Source organism: Nocardia sp. NPDC050175, from assembly GCF_044459885.1.
Lineage (GTDB): Bacteria > Actinomycetota > Actinomycetes > Mycobacteriales > Mycobacteriaceae > Nocardia.
Window position 1 is genome coordinate 1,097,022 of the sequence record NZ_JBITJI010000002.1, and the last position, 16,753, is coordinate 1,113,774.

Genomic DNA, 16,753 nt, shown 5'->3' on the forward strand with positions numbered 1-16,753 from the left:
ATCAGTTGCGGCGGAATTCCTCGTCGACCAGGTCTTCGAATTCGGCGGCGATCTCGTTCATTTCATCGGGGAAAACCCAGCGGCGCATCGCCCAGAATCGGAATGCCATCTGCAGCAGGTTGCCGATGATGAAGGCGCTGATGAAGTCCGCGACATTCTCGACGGTGAAGCTCACGTCGGGCTGGCGCAGGTCGAACACGTAACTCGACACCCACAGCGGAATGAACGCGAGCACGACGCCGACGCCGCTGACCCCGAAGAACAGCAGGGCCTCGTGATGCCGCTCGCGGCCGCCGCGGTTCCGGAACGACCATTCGCGATTCAGGATGTAGGACGCGATGACCGCGATGACACCGGAGATGATTTTCGCGGTGACCGGCTTCTCGGACAGCACGGTCCATTTGAGCGCGTAGAAGATGCCGCTATCGATCACGAAGGTTGTCGCACCGACGATGGCGAACTTGATCAGCTCCCGATGCCGGTACGCGACCTCCGCGAGCGGCTTGGGGAGGACGCTCACCACGTCGTCGACGAATGACACGGGCCGAGTCTACCGCTACCCGGTGGTGGAGCCTCGGTTCGTCCGAGTGGAAGCGACTTGCTGGGCAATGGTGTCAGCCGCTCCCGCGTGGGGACATATCCGCCGGTTATGACAATATTGTCGAACGTGAGCCCCGGCCGGTCCTTCGATCCCTCCGCTATGCCCACCGTCACAATGATCGGCGGTGGCCAACTGGCGCGCATGACGCACCAGGCCGCGATCGCGCTCGGTCAGCGGCTACGCGTGCTCGCGGAGCACCCCGACGACCCGGCGGCCCAGGTCAGCCCCGAGGTCGTGCTCGGCAGTCATAACGATCTGACCGCGCTGCGCAAGGCCGCGATCGGCTCGCACGCGCTGACCTTCGACCACGAGGGCGTGCCGACCGAGCATCTCGAGGCGCTGGTCGCCGAGGGCGTGAACGTGCAGCCGCCGCCGCGTGCGCTGATCTTCGCGCAGGACAAGCTGGCCATGCGCGTCAAGCTGTCCGAGCTCGGCCTGCCGGTGCCCGCGTTCGCGCCGGTGACCGCGGTGGCCGACGCGGTGCGCTTCGGTGACGAACACGACTGGCGGATCGTGCTCAAAGCGGTACGCGGCGGTTACGACGGCCGTGGTGTGTGGATGCCGGAGTCGGCGGACGAGGCGACGGCGATCGTGACCGATCAGCTCGCGCACGGCACGCAGCTGCTCGCCGAGGCGAAGGTGGATCTGAAGCGTGAGCTGTCGGCGATGGTGGCGCGCTCGCCGTTCGGGCAGGCGGCGACCTGGCCCGTGGTGGAAACCGTGCAGCGCAACGGCCAGTGTGCCGTGGTGATCGCGCCCGCGCCGGACCTCGACGACGATCTGGCCGCCGAGGCGGAGACGTTGGCGCTCAACCTGGCCAAGGAGCTCGGTGTGGTCGGCGCGATGGCGGTGGAGCTGTTCGAAACCCACGACGGCACGCTGCTGGTGAACGAGCTCGCGATGCGCCCGCACAATTCCGGGCACTGGGGCATGGACGGGGCCCGCACCGGCCAGTTCGAGCAGCACCTGCGCGCGGTGCTGGACTATCCGCTCGGCGACACCTGCCCGTTGGCCCCGGTCACCGTGATGGCCAACATTCTCGGCGCGGCCGATGCGCCCGCCATGTCGATGGACGAGCGCCTGCACCATCTGTTCGCGCGGATGCCCGACGCCAAGGTGCACATGTACGGCAAGGGCGAACGCCCTGATCGCAAGATCGGGCACATCAACATTCTCGGTGACGAGGTCGCCGTGGTGCGGGAAAGAGCTGAGCGAGCGGCACATTGGATGTCGCACGCGGTATGGACCGATGGATGGGATCCCCATGAGTGACGCGAGCACCCCGCAGGTAGGCCTGATCATGGGCAGCGACTCCGACTGGCCCATCATGGAAGCCGCCGCGGAAGCGTTGGCGGAGTTCGGCATTCGCTTCGAGGTCGGTGTCGTCTCGGCCCACCGCACTCCCCAGCGCATGCTCGACTACGCCCGCGAAGCCGCCGACCGCGGCCTCCAGGTCATCATCGCCGGCGCGGGCGGCGCCGCCCACCTCCCCGGCATGGTCGCCTCCGCCACCCCCCTCCCGGTAATCGGCGTCCCCGTCCCCCTCAAATACCTGGACGGCATGGACTCCCTCCTCTCCATAGTCCAAATGCCCGCAGGCGTCCCCGTAGCCACCGTCTCCATCGGCGGCGCCCGCAACGCAGGCCTTCTGGCAGTCCGCATCCTCGCCGCCCACGATGCAACCCTCCGCACCCGCATGCAGGACTTCCAGGCGGGCCTCGAAAAGATGGTCCTCGAAAAAGACCAAGCCCTCCGCACCAAACTCCTCGGCTAACCCCGAACCCCAACAGCCGCACCCTCACTCAGGATCGGCACCCTCTCTAGGGCCCTATTCCGAGTGCAGATCCCGAGAGAGAGTGCAGATCCGAGGCGAAAACCTATCCGGGTGTACGGCGCACCTCGTCTGCGGCCGCCTTGCTCTTTGCCTCGTGCTGCTGTTGGTATGCCTCGAGATCTTCGTACTTGACCCGTCGGTGTCTGCCGACCAGACGGAACGGGATCGCACCGCCCTCCAAGAGCGCGACCACGTAAGGCCGGGAGACGTTGAGCATGTCCGCCGCCTGCTGCGTGGTGAGCTCGGCGTGCGAGGGGACCACCGACACGCCGCGGCCCTCGGCGGCCTGAGCCAGGATGAACGCCAGCAGGCTGACGGCTTCTCGGGGCAGGACCAGGGCTTCCTCGCCGGGGTGCTCCTGCATGACCCGGATGTTCTGCTCGGCGGGGTGCCGCATGAGGTAGTCCTTGATTCTTCGCATTGCGCGTGCGGCCACCTCGGGGTCGATCTTCCCGGGCTCGGTGCGCTTCGCCGCCTTCATGCTCACCGCAACCACCTCCTTATTCGCAGTATGCGAAACAAACGAAATATTCGAAAGGGAGCCGCGCCGCCCTGGCGCGCTGGTCGGCCTCGCTACGGTGAGGGCGTGACTACTGGTGACATCCGGCCGCGGAGTGGGGACGACAACACGCGGTTTCGGCTGACTGTTGTTGATCAGGCGTTGCGGTTGTTTGCCGAGAAGGGGTATGAGGCGACGACTGTTGAGGAGATCGCGGAGGCGGCGGGGATTTCGCGGCGGACGTTTTTTCGGCAGTTTCGGTCGAAAGAGGATGTGATCTTCGCCGATCACGAGTCGCAGTTGGCGCAGGCGGCGGAGTTTTTGGCGGCGTCGCGCGGGGATGCGTGGGAGACGGTGTGCGAGGCCGTTGTTCAGGTGTTCGAGCGGTTCACGCAGTGGCGGGAGATCGCGGAGCGGCGGTATCAGGTGGTGCGGCGGGTGCCTGCGCTGCGCGAGCGCGAGATCGTGACGGTGTTCCGGTATGAGCGGCTGTTCACCGATTATCTGCGGGACCGGCTGCCCGAGGTGCCGGATCTGGCGCGGGTGCAGTACACCGCCGCCGTGACCGCGACGCACAACTATCTGCTGCGTCGCATGGTGCGCGGGGAGTCGGACGCGGGCGCGGCGGATCTGCGCGTCGAACTGGCCGCGATTCCGCGCGGCGCGGGACGGCGCGTTGGCGCCGATGAGCTGGTGGTCGCGGTGTTCCCGCGCGACACCCCACCCCGGCAGGTCGCCGATCTGGTGGCACGCAAACTCGGTAGTCTTTGAGCTAGGTCAAGTGCGACCAATCTGACACTGAGTGCCAGGGAGAATCCGCACGTTGCAGCCTTGCTTGGGCGTACACTAGAGAACAATGTGGCACCGCGTGCCGACATGTACCGACGACCAGGAGTGAGCCCCATGGCGGGAAATCCCGATTTCGACCTGTTCAAGCTCGAGGACTTCCACGACGAACTGCGTGCGGCCATCCGCGGCCTCGCCGAGAAGGAGATCGCCCCGCACGCCAAGGACGTCGACGGCAACGCCCGCTTCCCGGAGGAGGCGCTGACCGCGCTCAACGCCGCGGGCTTCAACGCCGTGCACGTGCCGGAGGCCTACGGCGGCCAGGGCGCCGACTCGGTGGCCACCTGCATCGTGATCGAAGAGGTCGCCCGCGTCTGCGGTTCCTCCTCGCTCATCCCCGCGGTCAACAAGCTCGGCACCATGGGCCTGATCCTCAACGGCTCCGAGGAGCTCAAGCAGCAGGTGCTGTCCGACATCGTCAACGGCGAGATGGCCTCCTACGCGCTGTCCGAGCGCGAGGCCGGTTCCGACGCCGCCAGCATGCGCACCCGCGCGAAGCAGGAGGGCGACGACTGGATCCTCAACGGCTCCAAGTGCTGGATCACCAACGGCGGCAAGTCTTCCTGGTACACCGTGATGGCGGTGACCGATGCGGACAAGGGCGCCAACGGTATTTCGGCGTTCCTGGTGCACAAGGACGACGAGGGTTTCGTCGTCGGCCCGCTCGAGCACAAGCTCGGCATCAAGGGATCGCCCACGGCGGAACTGTATTTCGAGAACTGCCGGGTGCCGGGTGACCGCATCGTCGGCGAGCCGGGCACCGGCTTCAAGACCGCGCTGCAGACCCTCGACCACACCCGCCCGACCATCGGCGCGCAGGCCGTCGGCCTCGCGCAGGGCGCGCTCGACGCGGCCATCGCCTACACCAAGGACCGCAAGCAGTTCGGCAAGGCGATCGCCGACTTCCAGAACACCCAGTTCATGCTCGCCGACATGGCGATGAAGATCGAGGCCGCCCGCCTCATGGTCTACACCTCGGCCGCCCGCGCCGAGCGCGGCGAGAAGAACCTCGGCTTCATCTCCGCCGCCGCCAAGTGTTTCGCCTCCGACGTCGCCATGGAGGTGACCACCAACGCCGTCCAGCTGTTCGGTGGCGCAGGCTACACCACCGATTTCCCGGTGGAGCGGATGATGCGCGACGCGAAGATCACCCAGATCTACGAGGGCACCAACCAGATTCAGCGTCTGGTCATGTCGCGCGCGCTGCTGCGCTGATCGGCAGAGGTTTTCGCAAACGGGTGGTCCGAGGTTTTCGGGTCACCCGTTTTGCGTGTGATCAGCCGACGAGGTCGGCGTATTCGCGGTGTTCGGCGATGTACTTCTCGACGTACCAGCAGGTCGGGATGATGGAGTAGCCGTTGTCGCGGGAATCCTTCAGTGCGTACTCGACGACCTCGGCGGCGACGCCACGGCCGCGGAATTCGGGGAACGTCATCGTGTGATGGAAATCGCGGACTTTCGGATCGTCGCGCTGGGCGTAGTCGGCATAGCCGGCGAGGGTGTCGTCGAGATATATCTCGAACCGAGTGTCGGCGACGTTGTGCTCGAGCCTGGTGGTCATGATCTGGTGAAACTCCTTCGCGGCCGGGAATGTTCCGTGGACTAAAGAATCGCGCCGGGATTGAGAATGCCGTGTGGGTCCAGCGCGTCCTTGATGCGGTGGGTCAAGGCCATCACGTCGGCGCCGAGCTGATCGGGCAGCCACGCCTTTTTCAGCCGCCCGACGCCGTGCTCGCCGGTGATGGTGCCACCGAGCGCGATCGCCAGGTCCATGATCTCGCCGAAGGCGCGGTGTGCACGCTCGGTCATCGCGGCGTCGTCCGGATCGTGCACGATCAGCGGGTGGGTGTTGCCGTCGCCGGCGTGCGCGATCACCGAAACCATCACGTCGTTGCGTTCCGCGATCTCGGCGACGCCGCGCACCAGATCACCTAGTCGCGGCAGTGGCACACCGACATCCTCGAGCAGTAGCGTGCCGAGCTTTTCCACCGCCGGAATGGCGAAACGCCGTGCCGCCGTGAATGCTTCGCCTTCTTCCGGATCTTCGGTGTGGAAAACCTCTGCCGCGCCCGCCTTTTCGCAAGCCGCCACCATGATTTCGGCTTCCCGCCTAGCGAATTCGCCCGGCGCGTCCGAGCGGGCCACCAGCAGCGCGGCGGCTTTGCGATCCAGCCCCATCCGCAACTCGTCCTCGACCGCGTTGATCGACACCGAATCCATGAATTCCAGCATGGAGGGCCGCAATTCGCCGGTGATCGCGAGGATCGCGTCGACCGCGGCGGTGAGCGTCGCGAAGGTCGCGACGACCGTGCTCTGCGGCGGTTGGGCGGGCAGCAGCCGCAGCGTCAGTTCGGTGATGACGCCGAGCGTGCCCTCGCTGCCGACGAACAGCTTGGTCAGCGACAGCCCGGCCGAATCCTTGAGCCGCGGTCCGCCGAGCCGCAGCACCGTCCCGTCGGCCAGCACCACCTCCATGCCGAGCACGTAATCGGTTGTCACGCCGTACTTCACGCAGCACAGCCCGCCCGCGTTGGTGGCCGCGTTGCCGCCGATCGAGCAGATCTCGAACGACGAAGGATCAGGCGGATACCAGAGTCCGTGCCCGGCGGCCGCGCGCTTCACCTCGGCATTCAGCAGGCCGGGCTGTACGACGGCGGTCCGGGTGACCGGGTCGATGGTGATCGCCCGCATCCGCTCGGTGCTCAACACGAGGCCGCCGTCCACCGCGGTGGCACCGCCGGACAGTCCGGAGCCCGCGCCGCGCGGCACCACCGCGATCCGTCGCTCGTGCGCCCAGCGCAGGGTCGCCGCGACATCGTCGGTGCTGGTAGCGCGGATCACGGCGAGCGGAGTGCCCGCGTCGGGATCACGCGCCCAGTCCTGCCGGTAGCTCGCGAGGAGGTCGGGGTCGGTGACTACCGCGCCGTCGGGTAGCCCATCGATCAGGTCATGCAAGTCCACAACACTCCACGCTAGCCCGCCCAGGCGGCAAGGCCACGCAAGCCACCGAATGTGATGTCACCTGCCCAGTGGTGTTCAGGCCGGTTCGAGATAACAATGCCGAGAGGGGCTTGTTGTTCGGGGCATCGAGTTCTCCCGGCACCGCACGAGGGGGCGCCGGATTTCGTGCGCTGCGACCTGCGGATCGACCGTTGTTCAGATCGGCATGCTGTCGAGATCGACGCAGCGCCGCAACGCAACTCGGAGGGATTTTCGGATGCAGGACCAATCGCACGGTCGCCGGGACCTGGTCGCCGCGATGTTCTCCAGCGAGTTCGTCGAAGGCGGCATCGACCAGGCGGCCCTACGCCGCATCCACGCGGGCGACCACACCGAATGGCTCACCGCCCTGGACCGCTCCGGCATCTTCGGCAAGGAAACCCTCGCCGACCTCACCACCCAGTGGCACCGCAACCCACGCGAACTACTGGAAACCTTGCTCACCGAGGCCGACGACGTCACCAAGCGCCGCTGCCTGACCGCATGGTCCGCACTGGACCGTGGCACCACCGGAAGCTCAGCGGCCCAGATCAGCTAACTATCCAGTTCGCTGGCTGATCACCTGGTGGACACCTGGCGCTGGCAGGCTGGCTGCGTGCATGAGCTGGCGAAAACCACCGACACGGTCGCCGACCGGTTCACCCGATGGTGCGAGGCCGTGGTCGCGTGGCTGCCGTGGGGGCTGAATCGGCTTGTCGCCCCGACCTTCCTCGGCTTCGCGCTGATCAACAGCTTCACCTTCGGCGTCGACCTGCTGCTGCTCACCATTTTCCACGGCTGGTGGGGCCTACCGGTGTGGCTGTCGATCACCATCGCCTACATCTGCGCGTTCGGCCTCAGCTTCGTGCTCAACCGCACCTTCAACTTCCACTCGCACGCACCGGTCGGCAAACAGGCCGCCGTGTACGGCGTGGTCGTCGCGATCAACTACGTCGCCTTCATCCTCTGCATCGGCAGCGGCCTCACCGCGCTCGGTCTCGAATACCACCTATCCCGGCTGCTGGCCGGGGCGTGCGAGGCCGTCTACATGTACAGCGCGATGCGCTGGGTCGTGTTCCGCCGCGAACCGAAGCCCGAACTTGCACCGCACACGACGTGAGTCCTAGCGACCTGTGGTCGTTCATGACTCCGCTCGACTGATCAGCACCTCGGTTCGGTCGCCGTCGACCACGATCGCGTCGTCGTCGGTGAGTGCCCAGTGTGCGATGCCTGCCGCGCGATAGGACTCGGCGAGTTCGCCGCATTCGCCGGTCGGGTCGGTGGGGGAGTCGAGGTGTGGCACGATTCGGCGATCGACCAACCCCAGTCCGTCCCACTGGGGTTCGATTCCGCACGTCGGCGCGACCTCGGCGGGATCGTCTACCGACTCGATCCCGTGCAGATCAGGGGTCATTACGCAGGCGCCCGCGCTGTAGCCCGCGTACACCAGGGCATCGGCGGCGAGCAGCTTGGGCAGCACGAGATCGGCACCGCTGCGGGCGAATTGGGCGCGCAGCACGAAGGTGTTGCCGCCGCGCACCCACAGCAGCGGGAAGTCGGCCAGCGTCCGCTCCAATTCCGCTGGGCTGTCGACGAAGTCGCGCAGGTCGACGGTCTCGGGTGCGTAGCCCAGCTTGCGCAGCGGCACCATATCGCTGGTGACCGCCCCTGCCCACGCTTCCGGCCAGGCATCACAGGCGTTGGGGATCAACGCGACTCGCCCCGGCTCGCCGACCAGTGCGGCGAGCCGATCGTAGTGCGCCCCGAACCGGTAGCTGGACAGGAAGAGCCGCACCGGATCAGATCGTGAAGGCCAGGTGGCGAACCAGCCGCTGCCCGAGCTCCTCGTCGCCGGTGCTGGTGATCTCGTCCAGATGCTCGTCCGCGGCGGTGCGCCCGCCGCCGAGGCGAACGAAAAGCTCAGAGGGCAGCTGGATTTCGACATCGGCGGGCTCGTCGAACGAGTCCACGTAACCTGCCCGACCTGCCACCTGGATGTGCAGGGTCCTGGCCAGCGCCCCGGTCAGCGTGAACGTGATCCGCGAACCCTCGGGCGCCTCACCCTTTTTCACCACCACCCGCGGCACACTGCCCAGGAACTCGGTGAACGCCAGCTCGCCACGCGGCCCGCCCTCGTCGACCCGAGCGCCGAGCGCGTCCGCGATATCGAGCTCATGCATCCAGCAGTCGAACAACCGCACCCGCATGAACCGCCCGTAACTGACCTGCCCGATCGGCGACTGAGTTTGCGCCTCCCACTCCGTATCGCCCATGGCGGCAAGGGCTTTACGCCTGCGGTCGACGATCTCGCCGAACACGGCGAGCAGCCGGACCCCGGACATCGGCCGCATCCGGTCCACCCAGATCTCGTTGAACACCGCGGTCTCGTTGCGGACATGCGGCAGCGTGCTCACATCGGTCTTCACGGTGAGCGGGTCGTGCGGCGGCGGGCGCTCGCCGAGCAGCCAGGATTCGGTGCCGACGACATGGGCGACCACATCGAATACGGTCCAGCCCGGCAGCGAGGTCGGTGCGCGCCACTGGTTTTCGTCGATCTCGGCGACCAGCGTGGCGATCGCGTCCCACTGTTCGGACAGCCGGGCCGACAGCTCGGTCCGGTCCAGGGTCGGGTCGGTCATTGCTGCGCTCCTTCGTCGGGGCCTTCCATGCCCAGTTTCCCACTGTGGCCCGGCTTTTCGTCGCGCTCCAGCGCCGCGATCCCGTCTTGAATGGCGACGGCGGTGGACTGTGCGTCGTGCGGGCGGCGCAGCAGGAACCCGGCCGCGAAGCGAAACTTGTCGCCATGCTTGCGCGGGATTACGTGCAAATGGACGTGCGGGACCGTCTGAAAGGCGGCGGTACCGTCGTTGAGCAGCAGGTTGGCGCCGTCGGCGGCGAGGGTGCTTCGCCGAACGGCCAGCGCGAGCCGATGCCCGGCGCGGAACACGTACGCGCCGAGTTCGGCGTCGAGATCCTCGAGCTCGGCGGCGTGCTGTTTCGGCACAACCAGCATGTGGCCGCGGGCGACGGGCCGGATATCGAGGAAGGCGCAGAGGGTGTCGTCCTCGTACACCTTTGTTGCCGGGGCCTCGCCGGCCACGATGCGGCAGAAGACGCAGTCGTTCACACCGCAGGACCTTACGGCGTACGAGCGGTGCGGAACAGCCCCGCGCGCGAAACGCCCATGACGCACGTCACTATTCGCGTCCGCGACCACGCCCTGACCTGCTGTCGAACCTAAAGGTAAGCAATGGACCTGCGGGTTCGCTCTTGTCGCGGTCACCGGCAGCGACAAACATCAGTACCGGCGCTCTTCCGAACAGCGGCGAGCGCAGGAGGTGACCACGATGTTCGCGACGACCTGGCGAATCCGGCAAAGCGGCGGAATCAGGCATGATCTTGTGACGGGCGTCTCAGCGGTCTGCACAAAACGGCAGGTACAGTTGCGAGGATTTGGCCGACCTTACTCAGAAGTAACATCGTCCGGTTGTCCATCTGAGGCCTGAAGCTCAGCACGAGAAGGAACTGACATAGTGGAGACAACGCAGAGCGTAGGCGACGAGTCGCCACGCGGCGCGCGTGTCGGAGTCGTTCGCGAGTCCAACGCGGGCGAACGACGTGTCGCATTGGTGCCGAAGATCATTCCGACCCTGCTGAAGCAGGGCGTGCAGGTGGTGATCGAGTCCGGCGCCGGGCTCGGCGCGCTCATTCCCGACAGCGCCTACGAAGCGGCGGGCGCGACGATCGGCGATCCGTGGTCGGCCGAGGTGGTCGTCAAGGTCGCCCCGCCCAGCGACGCCGAGGTGGCCAAGCTGTCCAGCGGGCAGACCCTGATCGGCTTCCTGTCCCCGCGCAACGCGGAAAACCAGATCGGCAAGCTGAAATCCGCTGGCGTGCAAGCGTTTGCGGTCGAAGCGATCCCGCGCATCTCGCGCGCCCAGGTGATGGACGCGCTGTCCTCGCAGGCCAACGTCGCCGGTTACAAGGCCGTGCTGCTGGCCGCGTCGGAGTCGACCCGCTTCTTCCCGATGCTCACCACCGCAGCGGGCACGGTGAAGCCCGCGACCGTGCTGGTGCTCGGTGTCGGTGTCGCCGGTCTGCAGGCGCTGGCCACCGCCAAGCGCCTCGGCGGCCGCACCACGGGCTACGACGTGCGCCCCGAGGTCGCCGATCAGGTGCGCTCGGTCGGTGCGCAGTGGCTCGATCTCGGCATCGACGCCGCCGGTGAGGGCGGCTACGCCCGCGAGCTCACCGACGAGGAAAAGGCAAAGCAGCAACAGGCTTTGGAAGATGCGATCAAGGGCTTCGACGTGGTGATCACCACCGCGCTGGTGCCGGGTCGGCCCGCGCCGCGCCTGGTGACCGCCGCCGCGGTGGAGGGCATGAAGCCCGGCAGCGTGATCGTCGACCTGGCCGGGGAGACCGGCGGCAACTGCGAGCTCACCGAGCCGGGTGAGGTCGTGGTCAAGCACGAGGTCACCATCGCCTCGCCGCTGAACCTGCCCGCCACCATGCCGGAGCACGCCAGCGAGCTCTACTCGAAGAACATCTCGGCACTGCTGGAACTGATGCTGGTCGACGGGAAACTCGCGCCCGACTTCAGCGATCAGGTGCTCGCCGATTCCTGCGTGACACACGAGCGAGGCTTGCCGAGCGAGCCGACAAGCGGAAGCGTGGAAGCCTGATGTACACCGAACTTCTCGCGAACATCGCGATCCTCGTGCTCTCCGGGTTCGTCGGGTTCGCCGTCATCTCCAAGGTCCCCAACACCCTGCACACGCCACTCATGTCCGGTACCAACGCCATTCACGGCATCGTCGTGCTCGGCGCGCTGGTCACCCTCGGCAACGTGCAGGATCCGTCGATCCTGACCCAGATCATCCTGTTCGTCGCCGTCGTGTTCGGAACCCTCAATGTCATCGGTGGTTTCGTGGTGACCGACCGCATGCTCGGCATGTTCAAGGGCAAGAAGGCGGCAGCCCCGGTGAAGGCAGCAGGAGCGCAGCCTGCGCAGCGACAAGACGGAGCAGCGTGATGCATACCTTCGACAACGTTTCCTACCTGGTCAACGGGCTCTACATCATCGCCTTCGGCATGTTCATCTACGGCCTGATGGGCCTGACCGGCCCGAAGACCGCGGTGCGCGGCAACCTGATCGCGGCGGTCGGCATGGTCATCGCCGTGGTCGCGACGCTGATCTCGGTGCGCCACACCAGCAACTGGATCCTGATCGTCGCCGGTCTGGTGGTCGGTATCGCGCTCGGCGTGCCGCCGGCCAAGTTCACCAAGATGACCGCCATGCCCCAGCTGGTCGCCGCGTTCAACGGCGTCGGCGGTGGCACCGTCGCGCTCATCGCGTGGTCGGAATTCATCAACAGTCAAGGCTTTTCGCACTTCGACGAAGAGCCAACCGTGCACATCGTGGTCGGCTCGCTGTTCGCGGCGATCATCGGCTCGATCTCGTTCTGGGGCTCGCTGATCGCGTTCGGCAAGCTGCAGGAGATCCTGCCCGGCCGCCCGCTCGGCCTCGGCAAGCTGCAGCAGCCGTTGAACCTGCTGCTGCTGATCGGCGCGGTCGCCTCGGCGGTCGTGATCGGTATCGGTGCCACCAATGACGGTGTGTCCCAACTGTGGATGATCGCGGTGCTCGTGCTGGCCGGTGTGCTCGGCCTCGCGGTGGTGCTGCCGATCGGCGGCGCGGATATGCCCGTTGTCATCTCGCTGCTCAACGCGTTGACCGGATTGTCGGCCGCCGCAGCGGGTTTGGCGCTGAACAACACCGCGATGATCGTGGCGGGCATGATCGTCGGCGCGTCCGGCACCATCCTGACCAACCTGATGGCCAAGGCGATGAACCGGTCCATCCCGGCCATCGTGGCCGGTGGATTCGGCGGCGGCGGAACGGCTCCCGGCGCCAGCGGTGACGGCGAGGCCAAGCAGGCCAAGGCCACCTCCGCCGCGGACGCCGCGATCCAGATGGCCTACGCCAACCAGGTCATCGTGGTCCCCGGCTACGGCATGGCCGTCGCCCAGGCCCAGCACGCGGTCAAGGAGATGGCGGCACTGCTCGAAGCCAAGGGCGTCGAGGTCAAGTACGCCATCCACCCGGTCGCCGGTCGCATGCCCGGTCACATGAACGTGCTGCTGGCCGAGGCCGAGGTCTCCTACGACGCGCTCAAGGAAATGGACGACATCAACGGCGAGTTCTCGCGCACCGATGTCGCCCTGGTCATCGGCGCCAACGACGTCACGAACCCGGCCGCCCGCGAGGACAAGAGCAGCCCGATCTACGGCATGCCGGTCCTCAACGTCGACCAGGCCAGGAGCGTCATCGTGCTCAAGCGCTCGATGAATTCCGGCTTCGCGGGCATCGACAACCCGCTGTTCTACGCCGACCACACCTCCATGCTGTTCGGCGACGCGAAGAAGTCCGTCGGCGCGGTCACCGAGGAACTGAAGGCGCTGTAAACACCTGCACCAACGCGCGAACGGCCCCCTGCTCACGGCGAGCTGGGGGTCGTTTGCCGCTAATTGGGTAGACACGGCGGTGCCGTAACCCTGATCATGCTCGGAGTGTCTGCACGTAATGAGCCTCTTCGGTTGATCGACCCGAGCGAGCCCTCGGCCGATCTCGCCGAGCGGCTGCCGTGGGCTGTCACGGTCGATTCCGCCTACTCCACCCGCGACGCGATCGACGCCCTCGCGGTGACGCCGTTCCTGCGCGGCGATCAACCCTGCGCGCACATCGCGCGGTTCGAGCGGATCAACCCGGACGCGCTGCTGCGCCCCGAATACGGCCGGGTGGTGCGTTCGGTGCAGGAGGAGGACAGCACCGCGACTCTGGTGGTCGGCACCGGCTGGTCGTTGCGCGCCATCCGCTGGTCGGGTGGGTCGGCGATGGTCGAGGTGACCGCCGAGACCGACGAACTGGCCGCCACCGTGCTCGCCGAGTCGATCAAGGGCGCGGCCGCGCAGCCCGAGGTGGGCGAGACCATCGAGATGGGCTTCTGGCACATGAGTGGCCACGGCCCGCAGCGCCGGGGCCACACCATCTCGGCACCGGAGTGGCCGACGATTCGTGGCAACTATCCCGAGGATGTCTCGGGCGCGCTGGATCGGCTGATGGCGTTGACGGCGGCCGACGTGCGCGGCCGTCTCGTGCTGCTGCACGGACCGCCCGGCACCGGAAAGACCACGGCGCTAAGGGCTCTCGCCCGCGCGTGGGCGCCGTGGTGTCAGTTCGACTGCGTGCTCGACCCCGAGGTGATGTTCGGCAAGCCCGGCTACCTGATGGACGTGGCGGCGGGCATCGACGGCGACGACGACACCAAGCGCTGGCGCATGCTGGTGCTGGAGGACTGCGACGAGCTGATCCGCGGCGAGGCGAAAGAGACGGCGGGTCAGGGACTTTCGCGGCTGCTCAACCTGACCGACGGCATGCTCGGTCAGGGCAGGGACGTGCTGGTCGCGATCACCACCAACGAGGACCTGTCCCGGCTACATCCCGCGGTCACCCGTCCGGGCCGCTGCCTGGCCCAGCTCGAGGTCGGCCGGTTGTCGCCCGCCGAGTCGGCGGCTTGGCTCGCCAGGGAACGTCGTCCCGACACCCCGGCCGATGCCGCCTGCCCGGACGGTGCGACGCTGGCGGAACTGGTCGCGCTGCGCGACGGCGACACCAAGATCCAGTCGATCAAGGCAGATCCGGTCAATCCCGGTCTTTACCTGTGACACGGTCCGCAATCGGCGAGCGCCCGGATTCGGTGCTGGTCGGCGCGACGACTCCGGCATAGCGGCAGCACACCAGCACCGCGATGAGCGGCACGGCGATCGCGGTGGTGAGCGGGACCACCGCGGTGAGCCAGCCGATCACCGCGGGTCCGGCCAGCAGGCCGAGGTAGCCGAAGCTGAACACGCGCGACATGTCGGTCGCGGCCTTGTCGGTACCGAGATTGCCTGCGGCGGTGAAGATCTGGGGGACACTGCCGGACAGGCCGAGGCCCGTCAACGCCCAGCCGAGCAAGGTCAGTGGGATCCAGGGGGAGGCCAGGATCATGGTGAGTCCGAGCGCCGAGATCAGCATGCCGTAGCGGACGACGGCGACCCGGCCGAAGGCGCCGCTCACCCGGTCGGTGGCCAGGCGGCCCGCGGTCATCGCGACCGAGAAAGCGCCGAAAGCCAGTGCCGCGGTGGCCGCGTCGGCGTCGAGGTGCTCGCGCAGCTGCAGGGTGCTCCAGTCGGCGGCCACGCCCTCGGTGAGCAGCACCGCGAACGCGATCACCGCCAGTGCCAAGACCTTTCGGCTGTGCTCGCGTCCACTGAAGTCTTGCGGGGCCGTACGTTTCTGGTGCGGGTCCTCAGCTGCCGGTTGTTGTGGATCGGTGTCGCGGAGCAGGCGCGGCAGGGCCGCGAAGGTCAACGTCATGCAGGCGATTGCCGCCGACACCAGCGTTATTCGCAGATCCAACCCGGCACGCAAGGTCGCGGCACCGAGCAGCGACCCGAGCAGTCCACCACCGGAGAACAGCGCGTGGAACGCCGCCATGATCGGCCGGCCGTACGCCCGTTCCACATGCACCGCTTGGGTATTCATCGACACGTCCAGCGCACCGTTGCCGAAACCGAAGCAGGCCAACGCGATCGCCAAGGTGACCGGGCCGGTAGCGAGACCGGGCCCGATCACCGCCACCGACGCGATGACCGCGGCGGCGCCGACCAGCGTGCGACTGCCGAACCGATCGGCCAGCGGTCCGGCGATACGCATGCCGACGATGCCCGCCCCGGCCATCAGCAGGATGAACATCCCGAGCGTCGACTTCGACACGCCGGTCCGATCGGTGATCGGCGGAATGTGCACGACCCACATGGCCAGCAGGAAGCCGTTCAAGCCGAACACCGTGAACACGGCGACCCTGGCGACGCGGGTCGGTCGGTCAGCCGTCGGGGTCACCATCATCTCGACGGTACCGATGAGATTTCTGCGTGCGCCCCACCCCCTCGATGTCGGCAAGCGACCGGCGTGACCTCGCGGGATCCGGGGCAGGACATCCTCGGCCTACCGGTCCGGAAGCCGGATCGCGCCACTGCGATCCGGCTCCGCGGGTCGTCTGCCCAGTCTGTGCTTGTCGTCTGCACAGTCTCTATTTGTTTCAACCACGCACTAGCCCTGGATGTTCCAGATTCCTGTCGCGGCCGTCTCGCGGGCGTATTCGGTGAAATCCTTTGGCTCCCGGCCCAACGCGCGCCGCACACCGTCTGCGGTCTTCGAATTCCGGCCGTCCAAGATCGTGCCGAACAGGTAGTCGAGCAGGCTCACCACATCGGCGGGCACCTGGTAATCGGTCAGTGCCGCAACGAAGTCCGTGCGCGAGACGGGGATGAAGGCGATCTCGCGCCCGGTCGCCTCGGCGATCTCCGCGACCGCCGCGGCGAAGGTCAGCGCGCGCGGCCCGGTCAACTCGTAGACCTCGCCTTGGTGCCCGTCCTCGGTGAGGGCGCGCACGGCGACATCGGCGATGTCGTCGGCGTGCACGAACGGTTCCGGCACATCACCATTGGGCAGCGCGACCTCACCGGCCAGGACGTAGTCGGTGAACGCGCCCTCGCTGAAGTTCTGCGCGAAGAAGCTGCACCGCACGATGGTCCAGTCGAGGCCGGACTCCTGCACGATCTCCTCGCATTCGACCGCCTCCGGCTCGCCGCGACCGGACAGCAGCACCAGCTTGCGCAGGCCGCTCTGCTTCGCGGCGGCGGCGAACGCGCGCAGGGTCTCCGGGGCGCCCGGCACCGCGAGGTCGGGCTGGTACGCGACGTAGGCGGCGTGCACGCCTGCCAGTGCCGCGGGCCAGGTCCCGCGGTCGTCCCAGCTGAACGGGATCTCGGCCGAGCGCGAGCCGATCCGGATCGAGTGGCCCGCCTGCGCGAGGCGAGTGGCGACGCGGCTGCCGGTCTTGCCGGTGCCGCCGGTGACGAGGATGAGGTTGTTTGTCATGGCTCA

General features: G+C 67.2%; 18 protein-coding genes and 1 pseudogene. 10 read left to right on the top strand and 9 right to left on the bottom strand.

The features are described 5' to 3' along the window. Positions 1 to 16: 16 nt before the first annotated feature. Positions 17 to 541 (bottom strand): annotated as a pseudogene (locus tag ACIBK2_RS10415) (GtrA family protein); the annotation flags it as partial. Positions 542 to 700: 159 nt separating this feature from the next. On the opposite strand from ACIBK2_RS10415, the gene ACIBK2_RS10420 reads away from it, so the two are divergent. Beyond that, on the top strand, positions 701 to 1,873 hold the full coding sequence (locus tag ACIBK2_RS10420; protein ID WP_396965687.1) for a 5-(carboxyamino)imidazole ribonucleotide synthase: 1,173 nt from the start codon (positions 701 to 703) through the stop codon (positions 1,871 to 1,873). Further along, entirely contained in the window at positions 1,866 to 2,375 is a 510-nt protein-coding gene (purE, locus tag ACIBK2_RS10425) for a 5-(carboxyamino)imidazole ribonucleotide mutase (protein ID WP_396965689.1), read from the top strand. The genes ACIBK2_RS10420 and purE overlap by 8 nt, the downstream gene beginning before the upstream one ends. A gap of 103 nt (positions 2,376 to 2,478) precedes the next feature. Here purE and ACIBK2_RS10430 read toward each other — a convergent pair whose 3' ends face one another. Continuing rightward, entirely contained in the window at positions 2,479 to 2,916 is a 438-nt protein-coding gene (locus tag ACIBK2_RS10430; RefSeq protein ID WP_396965920.1) for an excisionase family DNA-binding protein, read from the bottom strand. A 105-nt stretch (positions 2,917 to 3,021) separates the two neighbouring features. Here ACIBK2_RS10430 and ACIBK2_RS10435 point away from each other — a divergent pair, with 105 nt between their 5' ends. Continuing rightward, positions 3,022 to 3,705, top strand: a complete 684-nt coding sequence (locus ACIBK2_RS10435; protein ID WP_396965691.1) for a TetR family transcriptional regulator — start codon at positions 3,022 to 3,024, stop codon at positions 3,703 to 3,705. Between the two features lie 132 nt (positions 3,706 to 3,837). Continuing rightward, the gene (locus ACIBK2_RS10440) at positions 3,838 to 4,995 is read left to right on the top strand and encodes an acyl-CoA dehydrogenase (protein WP_396965693.1); all 1,158 of its coding nucleotides are present in this window, start codon (positions 3,838 to 3,840) and stop codon (positions 4,993 to 4,995) included. 61 nt (positions 4,996 to 5,056) lie between these two features. Here the strand turns inward: ACIBK2_RS10440 and ACIBK2_RS10445 are convergent, their stop codons facing one another. Continuing rightward, positions 5,057 to 5,341, bottom strand: a complete 285-nt coding sequence (locus tag ACIBK2_RS10445; protein WP_379286394.1) for a GNAT family N-acetyltransferase — start codon at positions 5,339 to 5,341, stop codon at positions 5,057 to 5,059. A gap of 41 nt (positions 5,342 to 5,382) precedes the next feature. Continuing rightward, positions 5,383 to 6,741, bottom strand: a complete 1,359-nt coding sequence (locus tag ACIBK2_RS10450) for an FAD-binding oxidoreductase (protein WP_396965696.1) — start codon at positions 6,739 to 6,741, stop codon at positions 5,383 to 5,385. Between the two features lie 256 nt (positions 6,742 to 6,997). On the opposite strand from ACIBK2_RS10450, the gene ACIBK2_RS10455 reads away from it, so the two are divergent. Then, on the top strand, positions 6,998 to 7,318 hold the full coding sequence (locus ACIBK2_RS10455; protein WP_396965698.1) for a hypothetical protein: 321 nt from the start codon (positions 6,998 to 7,000) through the stop codon (positions 7,316 to 7,318). Between the two features lie 57 nt (positions 7,319 to 7,375). Continuing rightward, positions 7,376 to 7,879, top strand: a complete 504-nt coding sequence (locus ACIBK2_RS10460; protein WP_396965700.1) for a GtrA family protein — start codon at positions 7,376 to 7,378, stop codon at positions 7,877 to 7,879. Positions 7,880 to 7,900: 21 nt separating this feature from the next. On the opposite strand, the gene ACIBK2_RS10465 is transcribed toward ACIBK2_RS10460, so the two are convergent. From ACIBK2_RS10465 to ACIBK2_RS10475, 3 genes are read right to left on the bottom strand one after another with little or no spacing between them, the layout of a single operon-like run. After that, a complete protein-coding gene (locus ACIBK2_RS10465) occupies positions 7,901 to 8,554 on the bottom strand; it encodes a Type 1 glutamine amidotransferase-like domain-containing protein (protein ID WP_396965702.1) in 654 nt (217 codons plus the stop codon). A gap of 4 nt (positions 8,555 to 8,558) precedes the next feature. Beyond that, positions 8,559 to 9,398 (bottom strand): maleylpyruvate isomerase family mycothiol-dependent enzyme, encoded by an 840-nt coding sequence (locus ACIBK2_RS10470; protein WP_396965704.1) that lies wholly within the window; start codon positions 9,396 to 9,398, stop codon positions 8,559 to 8,561. Continuing rightward, on the bottom strand, positions 9,395 to 9,886 hold the full coding sequence (locus ACIBK2_RS10475; protein ID WP_396965706.1) for an HIT family protein: 492 nt from the start codon (positions 9,884 to 9,886) through the stop codon (positions 9,395 to 9,397). The genes ACIBK2_RS10470 and ACIBK2_RS10475 overlap by 4 nt, the downstream gene beginning before the upstream one ends. Before the next feature lie 406 nt (positions 9,887 to 10,292). On the opposite strand from ACIBK2_RS10475, the gene ACIBK2_RS10480 reads away from it, so the two are divergent. From ACIBK2_RS10480 to ACIBK2_RS10495, 4 genes are all read left to right on the top strand, one after another. After that, on the top strand, positions 10,293 to 11,444 hold the full coding sequence (locus ACIBK2_RS10480) for a Re/Si-specific NAD(P)(+) transhydrogenase subunit alpha (protein WP_396965708.1): 1,152 nt from the start codon (positions 10,293 to 10,295) through the stop codon (positions 11,442 to 11,444). Next, positions 11,444 to 11,794, top strand: a complete 351-nt coding sequence (locus ACIBK2_RS10485; RefSeq protein WP_396965710.1) for an NAD(P) transhydrogenase subunit alpha — start codon at positions 11,444 to 11,446, stop codon at positions 11,792 to 11,794. The genes ACIBK2_RS10480 and ACIBK2_RS10485 overlap by 1 nt, the downstream gene beginning before the upstream one ends. Beyond that, positions 11,794 to 13,227 carry an NAD(P)(+) transhydrogenase (Re/Si-specific) subunit beta gene (locus ACIBK2_RS10490; RefSeq protein WP_396965712.1) on the top strand — a complete coding sequence of 478 codons (1,434 nt, stop codon included), beginning with the start codon at positions 11,794 to 11,796 and terminating at the stop codon, positions 13,225 to 13,227. The genes ACIBK2_RS10485 and ACIBK2_RS10490 overlap by 1 nt, the downstream gene beginning before the upstream one ends. 132 nt (positions 13,228 to 13,359) lie before the next feature. Further along, positions 13,360 to 14,487, top strand: coding sequence for a DUF5925 domain-containing protein (locus ACIBK2_RS10495; protein WP_396965714.1), 1,128 nt, complete (start codon positions 13,360 to 13,362; stop codon positions 14,485 to 14,487). Here the strand turns inward: ACIBK2_RS10495 and ACIBK2_RS10500 are convergent. Continuing rightward, positions 14,465 to 15,709: an MFS transporter gene (locus ACIBK2_RS10500; RefSeq protein ID WP_396965716.1), complete on the bottom strand. Its 1,245-nt coding sequence runs from the start codon at positions 15,707 to 15,709 to the stop codon at positions 14,465 to 14,467. The genes ACIBK2_RS10495 and ACIBK2_RS10500 overlap by 23 nt on opposite strands. Positions 15,710 to 15,916: 207 nt before the next feature. After that, positions 15,917 to 16,747 carry an SDR family oxidoreductase gene (locus ACIBK2_RS10505; RefSeq protein WP_396965718.1) on the bottom strand — a complete coding sequence of 277 codons (831 nt, stop codon included), beginning with the start codon at positions 16,745 to 16,747 and terminating at the stop codon, positions 15,917 to 15,919. Positions 16,748 to 16,753 lie beyond the last annotated feature (6 nt).